The following is a 14,318-nucleotide window of genomic DNA, read 5'->3' as shown; positions in this document are numbered from 1 at the left end:
CTTCTCACCGTATTTCGGGGCTAGTGAAATCAAGCGGAAAATCACGTAGATATATTATACGCAACTTAAGAGTTTAAGTCAAGTATTTTTGTTAAAATTTTAGCATTTTCCAAGAGTTTTTCCCTTAAAGCTGCGGATACTCCCGATAACCGACCTCCGCCAGATATAAACCCTGTGCCGGAGCAGGCTCGTTCAGGAATTCACAGCGCTGTGCCGTCAGCTCGGCGGCAAAATCCTGCACCGTACGCTTGCCCATTCCCACCTGTACCAGGGACCAGACTATGTTGCGTACCATGTGATACAAAAAGCCGTCACCGCTGATGCGGAAAAGAATCTCTTCTCCCTGCTGCTGCCACTTGGCAGCATAAATTGTTTTTATCGGCGAAGTATCAACACTGCCGCTGCTTCGGAAAGCACTGAAATCATGTGTTCCCAGCAGCAGCTCAGCCGCCTCGTTCATGGCCTTCAGATTAAGCTGCTGACGCAGCTGCCAGGCATAACGCACCATAAAGGGATTTACGTGCTCATTGACAAGCAGCTTGTAATAATACGTCTTCCACTGTGCACTGAAGCGTGCGTGAAAGCCTTCCGGCATCTCCTCGGCGCTCACAACCACGATATCCTCCGGCAGCAGGCTTGCCGCCGCACGCACCAGATTAGCACAGGGAATGCGTCCGTTCGTAGTAAAGGTCACTGTCTGCGCCAAAGCATGTACCCCGGCATCCGTGCGCCCACTGCCTGCGGTTACTACTTTTTCGCCGCACAGCATAGTCAACACTTCTTCCAGCACATTTTGCACCGTCTGCACGTTTTTCTGCTTCTGAAAGCCATGATAGGCACTGCCGTCATAGGCTACAACCAGCTTTATTGTACGCATACATTCCCCCAGCGCAGTACTGCGAGGCCAACCGCCAGTATAATAATCAAAGCAAAGGCCAGGTAATCGCGGCCGGCATATGCCAGCTCATGCATGCGCGTACGTCCTTCACCGCCGCGATAGCAGCGAGCTTCCATTGCAACAGCCAATTCATCGGCACGGCGGAAGGCACTGATAAACAGCGGTACCAGCAAAGGCAGCATATTTTTCATTCTCTGGAAAATATTACCGCTGGCAAAATCAGCGCCACGAGATGTCTGCGCCTTCATAATGCGGTCTGTTTCATCCAATAATGTAGGAATAAAGCGCAAAGCAATGGTCATCATCATAGCCAGCTCATGCGCCGGAACACCCAGCTTTTTGAACGGACGCAGCAGATTTTCAATACCGTCTGTCAGTACAATCGGCGATGTCGTAAAGGTCAGCACCGAAGAAAACAGCAGCAGCAGAATCAGGCGTACAGCCATCTTTACGCCCATGTCGATACCTTCGGCAGTTACGCTCAAAAACTTCCAGGAAAAGACAATATGCTCACCGGGAGCTGTAAACATATGAATCAGCATCGTAAGAATAACGATAATCCAGATAGGCTTCAATGATTTAAAGACCAGCATCCACGGTACTCTTGATATAAGAATTACCACAGCTGCAAAGGCGGTCAGAATGCCATAAGCCAACGGCGTTACCGCAAAGAAAATAGCAATGATATAAATCAAGGTAGCCAACAGCTTAGTACGCGGATCAAGCTTATGGATAAAGGAGTTACCGGGGAAATATTGTCCTAAGGTTATATCTGTCAGCATTATTTCCACCCCTTTGCTTGCTTAATCGCCTTAACCAGGCTCATATCGTCTTTAATATTCTCTTTCACTGCCAGGCCGTTTTTGCGCAGTAAATCAGCCAGCTTGTAAACCTGCGGCACATCTACGCCAACCTTGACCAGCTCATCGGCATGCTGCTTGAAAATATCTGCGGGAGTGCCGTCGAACAGCACCTTGCCGGCGTTGATAACCAGCAGGCGGTCAGCATATTTTACTGCCTCCTCCATGCTGTGCGTTACCAAAACAATGGCAATGCCGCGGCTCTTGTGCAGCGACATGATTTCCTTGAATACTGCATTGCGGCTGCGCGGGTCCAAGCCTGCGGAAGGCTCGTCCAAAACCAGATAATCCGGGTTCATCGCAACTACGCCGGCAATCGCTACACGGCGCATCTGGCCGCCGCTCAGCTGAAAGGGAGAGCGCTGCGCATAGGTATCATAATCCAGGCCGACGAAGGCCATAGCTTCACGCACCTGCTTTTCTACCTCATCCTCGGCAAAGCCTTTATTGCGCGGACCGAAAGCGATATCCTCAAAAACAGTTTCCGCAAACAGCTGATGCTCGGGATACTGGAATACCATGCCTACCTGCTGGCGTGCAGTCTTGGCCTCTGCACCCTTGGCAGTAATATCAATGTCATCAATGCTTGCGCTGCCCTTATCCGGCTTCAGCAAGCCGTTTAAATGCTGTACTAAGGTAGATTTGCCGCTGCCTGTGTGTCCTATAATGGCAACTATTTCGCCCTTGGAAATCTCCAGCGACACGTCATTGAGCGCCAGGCGTTCAAACGGCGTGCCCTTGGAATATGTATGATATATATTAGAAAGTTTTATTGACATAATGCCTGCGCCAGCTCCTCATCTGTAATAATATCCTGCGGCAGCTTTACACCGCTTTTGCGCAGCTCACTGGCTACCTTCGCTGCCAGCGGAGCCTCCAGTCCCAAGGCCTCCAGCTCATCCACTCTGCTGAAAACCTCACGCGGAGTACCCATAAATCTAATATGACCTTTTTCCATTACAACTACGCGGTCGGCAGCCAAGGCTTCCACCATGTAATGCGTAATATAAACTATGGTCATCTTTTTTTCTTCATTAAGCTTGCGTACAGTGCCGACGATTTCCTTGCGTCCCTGCGGATCGAGCATTGCTGTAGGCTCGTCCAGCACAATGCATTCCGGCTGCAGTGCCAGAATACCTGCTATAGCCACACGCTGCTTTTGGCCGCCGCTCAAAAGATGCGGTGCGTGCTTGGCATATTCCGTCATGCCTACTGCAGCTAATGAATCTGCTACACGCTGCGGTATTTCCGGACCAGGTACGCCGATGTTTTCCGGGCCGAAGGCCACGTCCTCTTCCACAATCGCAGCAACTATCTGGTTATCGGGATTTTGGAACACCATGCCAACCTTTTGGCGGATATCCCACATTTTGCTCTCATCTTCAGTATCCATACCATCTACCAGCACAGTGCCGTCTGTCGGCAGCAGCAATGCGTTCAAATGACGTGCCAGCGTAGATTTGCCGCTACCGTTAGCGCCGATAACAGCAACAAATTCGCCCTGCCTAATCTCCAGGCTTACGCCATCCAGTGCTCTTACCTCATTGCCATCAGCATCTGTATAGTAATGCTTCAAATTCTTTATACTAATCACAACAGTGCCTCCATCATAAATTCGTGTACTTACTAATTATATACGTGATAAAAAGATTAGTCAACCTTCTTTTATCGCAAGGTTAACCATAATGCTAAAAAAGTAAACCATAAACGCTAAAGCACGTTTACGGCTTATTTTTTACTTAAATAGAAGCATCAGTCCGCCTATGGTCGGCATACTGAGAACAATATAACGCAAAGTATTGCGCGACGCCAGACGCGTAAGCTTGGCACCCAAATATGCGCCGATAGTCAGACCACCCAAGGTCTGAAGAAAAATATAAAAATCAAGGTGACCATTGACTAAATATCCTAAACCGCCGGAAACAGAAATCGGCAAAATAACCAACATCGTTGTACCGATGGCATGATAAAGCGATACACCGAAAAACAGCATCAGGCTTATCTGGATAAAGGCTGTCGCACCGATACCGAAGGCTCCGCTCAAAAAGCCGGTAACTACACCGATTGTCAGCGCATGTGCATAAAAGCTTGCGCCCTCTGCTTTCGATGCATGTTTTGCCACAAAGCTGTCCAGCATATCCTTACGAAAAAGAATAAAGTAAAGCAATACCGATGATGCAAGCATCAAGGCTGCTGTCATTTTTGATAAAATATCTCCCGGCAAGGCATCAGAAATACGTGCGCCGGCAAAGGCTCCCAGCATACCGGCACCGCCGGTTGTCAGCCCTAGGCGCAGCAGTACATCACCTTCACGAAAATGGCTTACGGCACCGGAAAGCATCGTAAATGACATAGCAGCCAGCGCAACACCAAGCGCAGTATGAATCGGCACACCAAAGCCTACAGAAAGCAGTGTAATCGTTAAGCCTGCACCACCTGCACCGGCAAAGCCAAGCAGACAGCCTAACAGAATCATTGCCAAAAAGATCATTTTCAGTCCCCCCATTATAACTAACAATACTATAACCTTTATTTTACCAATATCAGAAAGTATTTTCCAGTAAAAAGAAAGACTACTGCAAATTTATGATAAAAAAGCAGCAGTCTTGCCAATAAACGAGAAAACAGCCTGCAGGGGATATTGCAGGCTGTTTCTCTTAGGAAAGCTGTTTATGATGAATTTGATGGGAAGGGTGTAGCAACTTCTTGCTACATTCATAGTATACTATATTGCTGTGACATAGCAAGGGCAAAGTTTTGAAGAAATCGTGAATAAAATTCCTGCATGAACTATTCTTGCATTTAAGTTTAATGCTTATTTATCCGTAATCTGTGCTCCAAACGGCAGCAATGCCAGCTTAGCCAGCTTAAAATGCTGCATGCCGAAGGGAATGCCGATAATCGTGCAGCACAAAATTACAGCAAAAACAGCATGCGTAATTGCCAGCTCGATACCGCCAAAAATCAGCCAAAAAATATTTAACAGCAATGAGGTTGTTTCACCGCTCAAAACTACGTCCTTGCCAAAGGGGAAGAAGCTCAAGCGTCCCAGCTTAAAGCACTGCAGTCCTACCGGAATACCGATAATCGTCAAACACCATAACAGGCCTACCAGATACCAGATAATGCCTGCTAAAATACCGCCAAATAAAAACCAGATAATATTACCGATAATGCTCATTGCACACTTCCTTTCATCTACTGATACTGACAAACCAACCGGCACACCGAAAAATATACACGTAGTTGGTTACTGATACATTTGATTTAAAAGATTGTAAGTAATCTCTCTAAGGCTAGTTTAGCATACCGCTAACTTTTGTGCAAGCGCAAAGGCAAGCGGCACTGTGGGAACTCTGGGGAGAGTCTCACAGTGCCGCTGCCTATATTAAATTAATTGGGAAAACTTAATGATTGGTTTCTTCGGCTAATTTTGCCGGAACCAGCTCAGATTCTTCCTTGAGATGTTGTTGATATGCCTTAGTTTCAGCAACAACTACGCCAGAAAGAGCAACCAGAGCAATCAGGTTAGGCAGAGCCATCAGACCGTTAACAATATCGGACATAACCCAGATTTCTTCCAGTTTCAGGAACGGGCCAACAGCTACAAGAATAATGAAACCGATGCGATACGGAAGAATTGCTTTAACACCCATCAGATATTCTACACAACGTTCGCCGTAGTAGTTCCAGCCAAGGATAGTAGTGAAGGCGAAGAGCACCAGGCCAACCAACAGTAACCAAGTACCAAAGGCAGGGAATGCAGAGCTGAAGGCTGCATTAGTCATTGCAGCACCGTTGAGATCGCCGTTCCAAACGCCGGTAACAATCAAGGACAAACCGGTCATGGTGCAGATGATGATAGTATCAATGAAGGTACCGGTCATGGAAACCAGACCTTGTTCAGCAGGCCAATGAGTTTTGGCAGCAGCTGCTACGATAGGAGCAGAGCCTAAGCCGGATTCGTTAGAGAATACGCCGCGGGCAACGCCATTACGCATCGCCAGCATAACAGTTGCTCCAAGGAAACCGCCCTGTGCAGCAGTAGTAGTGAAAGCGCTTTCAATAACCAGTGCAATAGCGCCCGGTACCTGGTCGGCGAAGCTAACCAAAATGCCCAAGGTAGTAAAGAAGTAAATTACCGCCATGCCGGGAACAACCTTAGAAGAAACATTAGAGATAGATTTCAGACCGCCGATGGTTACAGCAGCAACCAATACGGTAAGAGCAATACCGGTGTAGATAACCGGGATGCCGACAGAGATTTTGGTAATCTCAACTATGGAGTTTACCTGAGCAAAGGTACCTACGCCGAAGTATGCGCACATGATACCGAAGACACAGAACATAATTGCCAATGGTTTATATTGCTTGCCGAGGCCGTTTTGAATGTAATACATCGGACCGCCGGAGATATTGCCGTTAGCGTCGACAGTACGATATTTTACAGCCAGCAGGCATTCTGCATATTTGGTTGCCATACCGAAGAAGGCAGCCAGCCACATCCAGAACAATGCACCGGGGCCACCGGCCTTAATTGCGGTAGCAACACCGACAATGTTACCGGTACCAACAGTTGCGGCAAGTGCGGTACACAGAGCTTTAAAGCTGTTTACGTCACCATGACCTTCATTCTTAGCGCAGAAGATAAGCTTCAATGCCTGCGGCAGCTTCAATACCTGCAACAAGCCTAAACGAATAGTCAGCATAATGCCGGTACCTACAAGCAGCACCAGTAGCGGCGGACCCCAGACAAACGAATCAATTGCATTCAATGTTTCCAACATAATGATTTCCCCTCTCATTTTCAAAGTTCCCTAAGTAAATAAAAAGCCGGAGTATGATTATCCGATACTCCGGTTTGTCAGCGGCCCTGATAGCTATGCTATCATTGTTGTTTTGCTCCGTCCACTGGCCTGAGAGATAAGGATGTGTATACGCACATCTTTGCACCTTCGGCGCCCATTTAAGGGACTCTCCAGAGTTGTGTCTGTACACGGTTCTTGCTTTTGATAAGCACCTGAGAGTTTTTGCTCCTTCGGTAGGCATTGCCTTCTCCTGCGTACTTCATCCACTCACTATTTACTTATGTATCTGATTATAACACATTTGAACTTAAAATCAAGAGTTTACGTCAATGTATACACGCATACATATAAAACTGTAAACCGACGTATGTTTATTGATTTTTTTAATAACAAAACGGCGCTGTGGGAACTCTGGGGAGAGTCGCACAACGCCGCTTTGCTATATAAAGATGAAATACTAGGCTTACTTATTTATTCTTTTCTTCATCCAGATGCTTCTGATAAGCCTTGGTTTCGGCAACAACTACGCCGGACAAAGCAATCAGAGCAATTAAGTTAGGAATAGCCATCAGGCCATTAACAATATCCGCCAAAACCCAAATCTCTTCCAGCTTCAGGAAAGGACCGCAGGCAATAAGGCAGATGAAAATAATGCGGTACGGCAGAATTGCCTTTACGCCCATCAGATATTCTACACAGCGTTCACCGTAGTAGTTCCAGCCAAGGATAGTGGTGAAAGCAAAGAGTACAAGGCCAACCAACAGCAGAATGCTGCCAAATGCAGGGAACGCCATGGTGAAGGCAGATTCAGTCATTGCAGCACCGTTCAGAGGTCCGCACCATACACCGCTGACAACCAGGGACAAGCCGGTCAGAGTACAAATGATGATAGTATCAATAAAAGTACCGGTCATAGAAATCAAGCCTTGCTCTGCAGCCCATTTAGTTTTAGCAGCAGCAGCTACGATAGGAGCAGAACCTAAGCCGGATTCGTTGGAGAATACGCCGCGGGCAACACCACTGCGCATTGCCAGCATAACGGTTGCACCAAGGAAACCGCCTTGAGCAGCAGTCGGAGTGAAAGCAGAATTAAGTACAGTTGCGATTGCAGCAGGAACCTGGTCTGCAAAAACAATCATGATACCAACAGTAGTCAGGAAGTACAGCAGAGCCATAGCAGGAACTACCTTTGCAGCAACAGTTGCGATGGATTTCAGACCGCCGATGGTTACAGCAGCAACAACAACAGTCAGAGCAATACCGGTGTAAACAACAGGAATACCTGCAGAAATCTGGGTAATTTCAACAATGGAGTTTACCTGAGCAAAGGTACCGATACCAAAGTATGCGCACAGAACACCGAATACAGCAAACATAACAGCCAACGGTTTGTATTTTTTGCCAAGACCATTTTCAATGTAGTACATCGGACCACCGGAAATATTGCCGTTAGCATCGACAGTACGATATTTTACAGCCAACAGACATTCGGAATATTTGGTTGCCATACCGAAGAAGGCTGCCATCCACATCCAGAACAAAGCGCCCGGGCCACCTGCTTTAATTGCAGTTGCAACACCAACGATGTTACCGGTACCAACAGTTGCAGCAAGTGCGGTACACAATGCTTTAAAGCTGTTTACGTCACCACTGCCATCGTTCTTGGCACTGAAGATCAGGCCCAAAGCCTGCGGCAGCTTGAAAACCTGCAGCAACTTCAGACGGAAGGTCAGCAGAATACCGGTACCAACCAAAAGTACCAGAAGCGGCGGACCCCAGACAAACGCATCAATTTCATTCAAAATTTCCAACATGATTCAAACATCTCCCTTTAAATTCCCATTAATTATTTATAAGCAAATAAAAAACCGGAGTATACAAAAAATACTCCGGTAAAAGTCAATGACATATGATAGGCAATAGCGCCATCACATAAGCTTTGCTCTGTCCACTGGCCTGAGAGATAAGGACGTTTCTGAATTTCAGAAGACATCTTTGCACCTTCGGCGCCCATTTAAGGGACTCTCCAGAGTTGTGTCAGCATACGGTTCCTGCTTAAAATTAAGCACCTGAGAGTTTTGCTCCTTCGGTAGGCAGTGCCTTCTCCCATATACATCATCCACTCGTTATTTACTTATGTACGCTATTATAACACACTTTTTGAAGAACGCAAGTCTTTTTTCAATAATTTTTTATGTATACACGAATACATAAGCTACTGTAACGTTTGAAGCAAATTATTGGCAATTTTCACTTGCAAAGCTGCGCTCACTTAAAAGATAACAGGGGAAAGCAATAAGCTGTGCCGCAACAGAAACAATGATGAAGGTATTCAATGAATAATCATAAACAGCTCCCAACAGCCAGCTGCCCAAAAACCACGCTAAGCCAAAGAAAAATTCGAACGCACCGTAGCTGCTGGCACGATGCTCCTTGCTCGTCATGGTGGCAACCGCAGCCTTCATAATTGATTCCTGAGCGCCCATGCCTACACCCCACAAAGCAATACCCAGCATAATCATAGCAGGCGAAGTCGCGCCAAAAGCAAACACAGCAAAGAACGCGGAAATCGCAGTAGAAATAACCAATGCCTTCGTGCGCATTTTGTCAAACAGCCAGCCAAAGAAAAGCGCTGCCACCGCATCCACAAGCATCGCACCGGAATAAAGCAACGGCAAAATACTGTCATCAAAAAGCTTATTTTTTGCCAAATGCATAGTCACCAGCGGAAAATCTACAAATCCGAAAGCAAAACAGCTGATACCTGCAAGATACAAATAAAAGCTTTTCCTGCCTACAAAGCTATTCTTTTTGTTCTCCTTAGCTTCCGGCTCAAAGGCTTCCGGATTCGGGAAACGGCTTTTAGCAAACAGTAAAAAAGCAATTGTACAGACTGCCGGCAACGTCAGAAAAGCAAAGGCTGCATTATATACCTCGTATTCATCACCATTTTTATAAAGCATTATTACATAAAGCAGCAGAGGACCGATAAAAGCACCAAGCTGATCCAGGGCTTCCTGAATAGCAAAGCTTTTACCTACACCCTCCTGTGAAGCCGCAAAGGAAAGAATTGTGTTCTTCGCAGGCTTTTTTATCGCCTTGCCGATGCGCTCAACAACGAGCAGTACACAGGCGGCTATCCAGCCGTCACGATGCACAAGCGCCAATGCCGGCACCGCAAAAACGTCTACAGCATAGCCTAAAATCATAAAGCCCCAATAGTTGTGCGTTTTATCAACTAATCGGCCAAAAAGATAACGCAGGCCATAGCCTAAAAGCTCGCCTATGCCGGAGATAAAACCGATGGTAGAAGCACTTGCTCCTAAAATTAATAAATACGCTCCCTTAATACTTGTCGCCGCTTCATGTGTCATATCGCTGAACAAGCTGACAACACCAAGCAGCACGATAAACGCCATAGCGGAATTTTTATTGTGCATGCTTCCCCCTCCAATTCAGTTATCATTTTCTTATTATAGCATAATATTTTAAGCTTAAATACACTTTAATTTATCAAAAAATTATTAAAAGCGCCTGCAACATCACGTCACAGGCACTTATCGGTTATATAGACAATAATAGCTCAGCTCACCCCTTTTTCATTCTCAGCACAATCCAACTTTTATCGGCATCAATAACCTGCCATTTTTTATTCTGTTGAGCAATAAATCTATCATAGCTTTTGGGCGTAACAACAACAAAACGATACGGATTCTGCTCCAGTGTTGCGTAAGGCATAACGTTCTTGCTTGTCCAGGAAAAATCCTTAGGCACATAGCCTGCAACCTCACGCTCATGCATCAGCTTGACAATTTTACTGCTGCTGTAAAAAACTGCAGAAGTAGGATATTTGCCATATAAGCCTACCTCATGTACATCATTTTCCGTCAGCATCTCACCCAAATTCTTCGCACTGCGCTGCTCACTGAATGGTATAGCAAGACTGAAAATAAGCGCAATATAAAATACTGCCGACATAGCCGCAATACTGCAGACACGCTCGCCCGTCACTAAGCGCAGTATATAATCAAGCATCACGCCGATAATCAGCGCCAGCGGCAGCAAGAACAGCAGCTCAGATGCTATAAGCTGATGACTTACCGCAAACCATGCTCCCACAAGCAGCAAACCAAAGCCTCCGCCGACAAATATCATATAACCGCCATCCACACAGTCCGTATATTTTGCCAGCATGCTTCCCAGCAAAAGGCTGACCGGAAAAAGCAGCGGATAGGTATATGTGATGTATTTCGTTGCCATACATTGAAAGAAAACGAAAACAACAAGTGCCCACAGCAGTAAAAATTTTTGCTGTTCTTCCAGGCTGCGCTGTCCCTGCCGCCACCATTTATAAGCAGTCCATGGAACAAGTCCGCTCCACGGAAACAGCGCCAGCAGATTTACCAGCGTATAATAATAAAATACATCGTCACGCGGATGTTCCGATACCGTTGCGCGCAGGAAGTTGTGTGTGCCGAAGAAGGTATTGAGGAAATCACTGCCGTGCAGACTGTACATTACAGCATACCAAGGCACAGCAACCGCCACACAAAGCAATGTGCCGCTTACAAGATGCATGCGCTTCAGTACGTGCCAATCACGCTGCCACAACAGGAATAACGTAATAATCAATCCCGGCAGCAGCACGCCAATCGGACCCTTAGTCAAAACCGCAAAGCCTGCTGCAGCATACATAATGTACCAATAGCGCGCCCTGCCGTCACGATAGCCAAGATAGAAAAACAGCAATGTCGCACTGAAGAAAAAGAACAATACAGCATCTGTAATCACCGACTTGCTGATCAGAAAAAATTCTACACTGCTCAGCAGTACCAATGCACTGATGAAACCGCTGCGCACATTTTCCAGCTTGCTGCCGCCCCACGCCAATAATGCCACGCTGCCTAAACCGAACAACGCTGGGAAGAAGCGCGAGGCAAATTCAGTAAAGCCAAACATTTTATAAGCCAACGCCGTCAGCCAATAAAAGAAAATCGGCTTATCATACCAATAATGACCGTAAATCTGCGGTGACAGCCAATCGCCGCTCAGCACCATTTCCTTCGCCGTCAAGGTATAATTAGATTCTACGCTGTCTGTAATCAGCAGGCTGCCATTACCCGCAAAAAGCAATGCTGCGGCAGCTGTAAAAAGCAGCAGCCAATATTTTCGTGGCATAAGAAAATCCCCCTTCAGCAGCAGAGCTTTTACACTCCGCTTTTCATTAAGCACAGTATAAACACCTTCACTTAATGATTACTGAAAGGGGTATTCATCTTAATTTCAGCTTGTAAGAAAGCTTAAGGATTACTTTGCAGCCATCGGTAGCTTCACATATATGATAGTTCCCCGCGGCTTGTTGTCGAGGACCTTGATGCTGCCGCCATGCTGCCGCACAATAGCCAACGCCAGCGACAAGCCTAAGCCCAGACCACCCTGACTGCGGCTGCGAGCCTTGTCCACACGAAAGAAGCGGTCAAAAATCTTCTGCTTATCTTCGTCACTGATGCCACAGCCCTCATCACGTACCTCCAGTACCAGATGCGTTTTCACCTTGGCTGCACGCAGAGTAATTTGCGTCTGCTCCGGTGAATACTTCATAGCATTATCCAGCAAAATAATCAGCAAGCGCGATAAAGCCATTTCATCACCCTGCATTATCAGATTATCCTGGATTTCCTGCTTCAACTGCAGCCTTTTTTCCGCTGCCAAAAGCGTCATCTGCGCTGCAACCTTTTTACACATTGCCGTCATATCCACCTGCGCAGTATACACCGGCAGAAAATCCTCGTCACTGCGTGCCAGTGTCATAAGATTTTCCGTCAGACGGCTAAGTCTTTCAGATTCGCTTTGCAGCATTGCTACCGACTCTTTAGCAAAATCGCTCAGCCTGCTGTCCTCATCCTCCTGCAGTCCCTGTACAGCCAGCTTCATAACGGCAAGCGGTGTGCGCATCTCATGCGAAGCGTCTGCCGTGAACTGCTGCTGCTTGGCATACATATTGCTTAGCGGACGTATATTGCGGCCGGCAAGCCAATAGCCGAAATAGCAGGCGGCAAAATACAGCACCAGGGCAATACACAAAAGCAAAAACAATGTTTTATAAGCAGCATGGTAATAAAACTCCATATTCTTGAACATATAAAGCCTGCCAACCTGCTTATCACCATCAATAACAGGAGCAACAGCAGCCAAATAACGATAACGCTCGCCGTTTGCTCCATGCATCCGCAAAAGGCGCGATGTATTCAGCTCTTTCGGCCAGTCAGCTTTATGCTGTATGATTTTCTGTCCGGCCTCGCCCTGCCCCAGCTGGTTCAAAATAACTCTCGTACCGTCCGCATCCACAAAGTAAGCAAGCATCTTGCCGCTGCGGATAGCTGCTTCAGAACAGGGAGCCTCCTCGGACTCCACCCATTCCTCGCCCTCATGGTAAATCTGCGCTACAAGGTTTTCCTTTTCATGCGCCAATATCTCCCACCAGATAAAGGTATAGGCAGCAGCCACAATTACCAAAATCAAAGCACCGAAGATGACTGCATATAAACAGGTCATACGCCTGCGCAGCTTTTCAAAAGGCTTATTCCACATAATAGCCTACGCCCCGCATCGTTTTAATTAACTCTTCTCCGTTCAGCTCCATAATCTTTTTACGCAGCAGACGGATATGCACGTCAAGATTATTGTCCGTCACATCGCTGTCAATGCCCCAGATACGCTCCTGCAGCACCGCACGCGGCATAACCTGCCTGCGGTTACGCAAAAGCAGCTCCAGCAGCTTAAATTCACGCGGGCGCAGCTCCACACGGCGCTCACCGTATGCCAGGCAATAGGTAGAGCTTTCCAAAGTATAAGCACCGTAACGCAGCTTTTCCGCGCTGTACTGTCCCTGGCGGCGGCATAGAGCGTTCAGACGCGCCACCAGCTCCTCCAGCTCAAAAGGCTTTACCAGATAGTCGTCCGCACCGCTGTTTAATCCCTCCACCTTATCCGCCAAGGTATCCTTTGCCGTCAGCAGCAATATTTTGCCCTGATAATCCTCCTCACGTAGGCGCTTGCACAGGTCAAGGCCGCTTAAAAGAGGCATCATCCAGTCCAGAACCAGCACATCATAACCGTCGGCATACACAGCATCATAGGCAGCCTCGCCATCCTGCACCCAGTTTATGGTTATATTTTGCTTTTTCAGCAGCATACTCAAAAGCTTGCCTAAATTTATATCATCCTCAGCTAATAAAATCTTCATTGCTTCCGCCTCCATTACAGCTATTGTATCATAATGCAGTATAGACATGTAAAATTAATTTTAACTGAAAAAATCGCTGCCAAGGCTTTGCCTTCAGCAGCGATTGTCTTACATGATATATCTGTTCAATGACGGCACAATTTCCGCATAGGTGCCTTTTTTATTAGCCAACATTATATTAATGGCCCATACAGTCTGTCCGCGGTCATCCTCCGTGCGTGTGGCCTGCAGCTTACGGCTGGTACCTGTAAAGCATACGATATCTTCCAGCTCCAGCAAAAGCGCCATATCCTCACGTCTGTAGCCCTCAAGGCAGCAGTCGGAAAACATTACTGTCAGCATCAGCATATCGTCCATACGCCAGCATTCTAGGCGATAGGCACGGCCATCACTCAGCTTGCCGTTATAATAGCCGACATCCTGCACGCCGTCCTCATCCGGCTCATAGGGAGAAGGAACATAATCAACGCGGCAGGGAACAGGGAATTTTTTTATCAGCATAAATT

Annotated in this window: 13 protein-coding genes and 2 riboswitches; all 13 genes read right to left on the bottom strand. The window is 46.9% G+C overall.

Translation table 11 applies throughout. From position 1 onward, the window contains the following. Positions 1-124 precede the first annotated feature (124 nt). Entirely contained in the window at positions 125-877 is a 753-nt protein-coding gene (gene truA, locus Q7Q81_RS04190) for a tRNA pseudouridine(38-40) synthase TruA (protein WP_304273901.1), read from the bottom strand. Beyond that, a complete protein-coding gene (locus Q7Q81_RS04185) occupies positions 865-1,680 on the bottom strand; it encodes an energy-coupling factor transporter transmembrane component T family protein (RefSeq protein WP_304273899.1) in 816 nt (271 codons plus the stop codon). Before Q7Q81_RS04185 ends, truA begins: the two co-directional genes overlap by 13 nt. Then, positions 1,680-2,537, bottom strand: a complete 858-nt coding sequence (locus Q7Q81_RS04180; RefSeq protein ID WP_293388966.1) for an energy-coupling factor transporter ATPase — start codon at positions 2,535-2,537, stop codon at positions 1,680-1,682. Before Q7Q81_RS04180 ends, Q7Q81_RS04185 begins: the two co-directional genes overlap by 1 nt. Further along, entirely contained in the window at positions 2,528-3,352 is an 825-nt protein-coding gene (locus tag Q7Q81_RS04175; RefSeq protein WP_304273896.1) for an energy-coupling factor transporter ATPase, read from the bottom strand. The genes Q7Q81_RS04180 and Q7Q81_RS04175 overlap by 10 nt, the downstream gene beginning before the upstream one ends. Before the next feature lie 141 nt (positions 3,353-3,493). Further along, positions 3,494-4,249, bottom strand: coding sequence for a sulfite exporter TauE/SafE family protein (locus Q7Q81_RS04170; protein ID WP_293807648.1), 756 nt, complete (start codon positions 4,247-4,249; stop codon positions 3,494-3,496). A gap of 324 nt (positions 4,250-4,573) precedes the next feature. After that, positions 4,574-4,939 carry a YccF domain-containing protein gene (locus tag Q7Q81_RS04165; protein ID WP_293388957.1) on the bottom strand — a complete coding sequence of 122 codons (366 nt, stop codon included), beginning with the start codon at positions 4,937-4,939 and terminating at the stop codon, positions 4,574-4,576. Between the two features lie 226 nt (positions 4,940-5,165). Further along, positions 5,166-6,545 carry an alanine/glycine:cation symporter family protein gene (locus Q7Q81_RS04160; RefSeq protein WP_246869387.1) on the bottom strand — a complete coding sequence of 460 codons (1,380 nt, stop codon included), beginning with the start codon at positions 6,543-6,545 and terminating at the stop codon, positions 5,166-5,168. A 107-nt stretch (positions 6,546-6,652) separates the two neighbouring features. Beyond that, positions 6,653-6,750: riboswitch (glycine riboswitch) on the bottom strand. A gap of 283 nt (positions 6,751-7,033) precedes the next feature. Beyond that, positions 7,034-8,380 (bottom strand): alanine/glycine:cation symporter family protein, encoded by a 1,347-nt coding sequence (locus tag Q7Q81_RS04155; RefSeq protein ID WP_304273894.1) that lies wholly within the window; start codon positions 8,378-8,380, stop codon positions 7,034-7,036. A 120-nt stretch (positions 8,381-8,500) separates the two neighbouring features. After that, positions 8,501-8,606: riboswitch (glycine riboswitch) on the bottom strand. Between the two features lie 197 nt (positions 8,607-8,803). Then, on the bottom strand, positions 8,804-10,006 hold the full coding sequence (locus Q7Q81_RS04150) for an MFS transporter (protein ID WP_304273892.1): 1,203 nt from the start codon (positions 10,004-10,006) through the stop codon (positions 8,804-8,806). A gap of 148 nt (positions 10,007-10,154) precedes the next feature. Next, positions 10,155-11,744 (bottom strand): ArnT family glycosyltransferase, encoded by a 1,590-nt coding sequence (locus Q7Q81_RS04145; RefSeq protein ID WP_304273890.1) that lies wholly within the window; start codon positions 11,742-11,744, stop codon positions 10,155-10,157. Positions 11,745-11,873: 129 nt separating this feature from the next. Beyond that, entirely contained in the window at positions 11,874-13,157 is a 1,284-nt protein-coding gene (locus Q7Q81_RS04140) for a sensor histidine kinase (RefSeq protein WP_304273888.1), read from the bottom strand. Further along, complete coding sequence (locus Q7Q81_RS04135) at positions 13,147-13,812, bottom strand: response regulator transcription factor (protein ID WP_304273886.1); 666 nt, start codon at positions 13,810-13,812, stop codon at positions 13,147-13,149. Before Q7Q81_RS04135 ends, Q7Q81_RS04140 begins: the two co-directional genes overlap by 11 nt. A gap of 108 nt (positions 13,813-13,920) precedes the next feature. Further along, positions 13,921-14,313 carry a hypothetical protein gene (locus Q7Q81_RS04130; RefSeq protein ID WP_304273883.1) on the bottom strand — a complete coding sequence of 131 codons (393 nt, stop codon included), beginning with the start codon at positions 14,311-14,313 and terminating at the stop codon, positions 13,921-13,923. Positions 14,314-14,318 lie beyond the last annotated feature (5 nt).

Source organism: Phascolarctobacterium succinatutens (genome assembly GCF_958453765.1).
Classification (GTDB): Bacteria; Bacillota; Negativicutes; order Acidaminococcales; family Acidaminococcaceae; genus Phascolarctobacterium_A; species Phascolarctobacterium_A succinatutens_B.
Note: the sequence above shows the minus strand (reverse complement) of the source record. Positions and strands in the feature narration are given on the sequence as shown.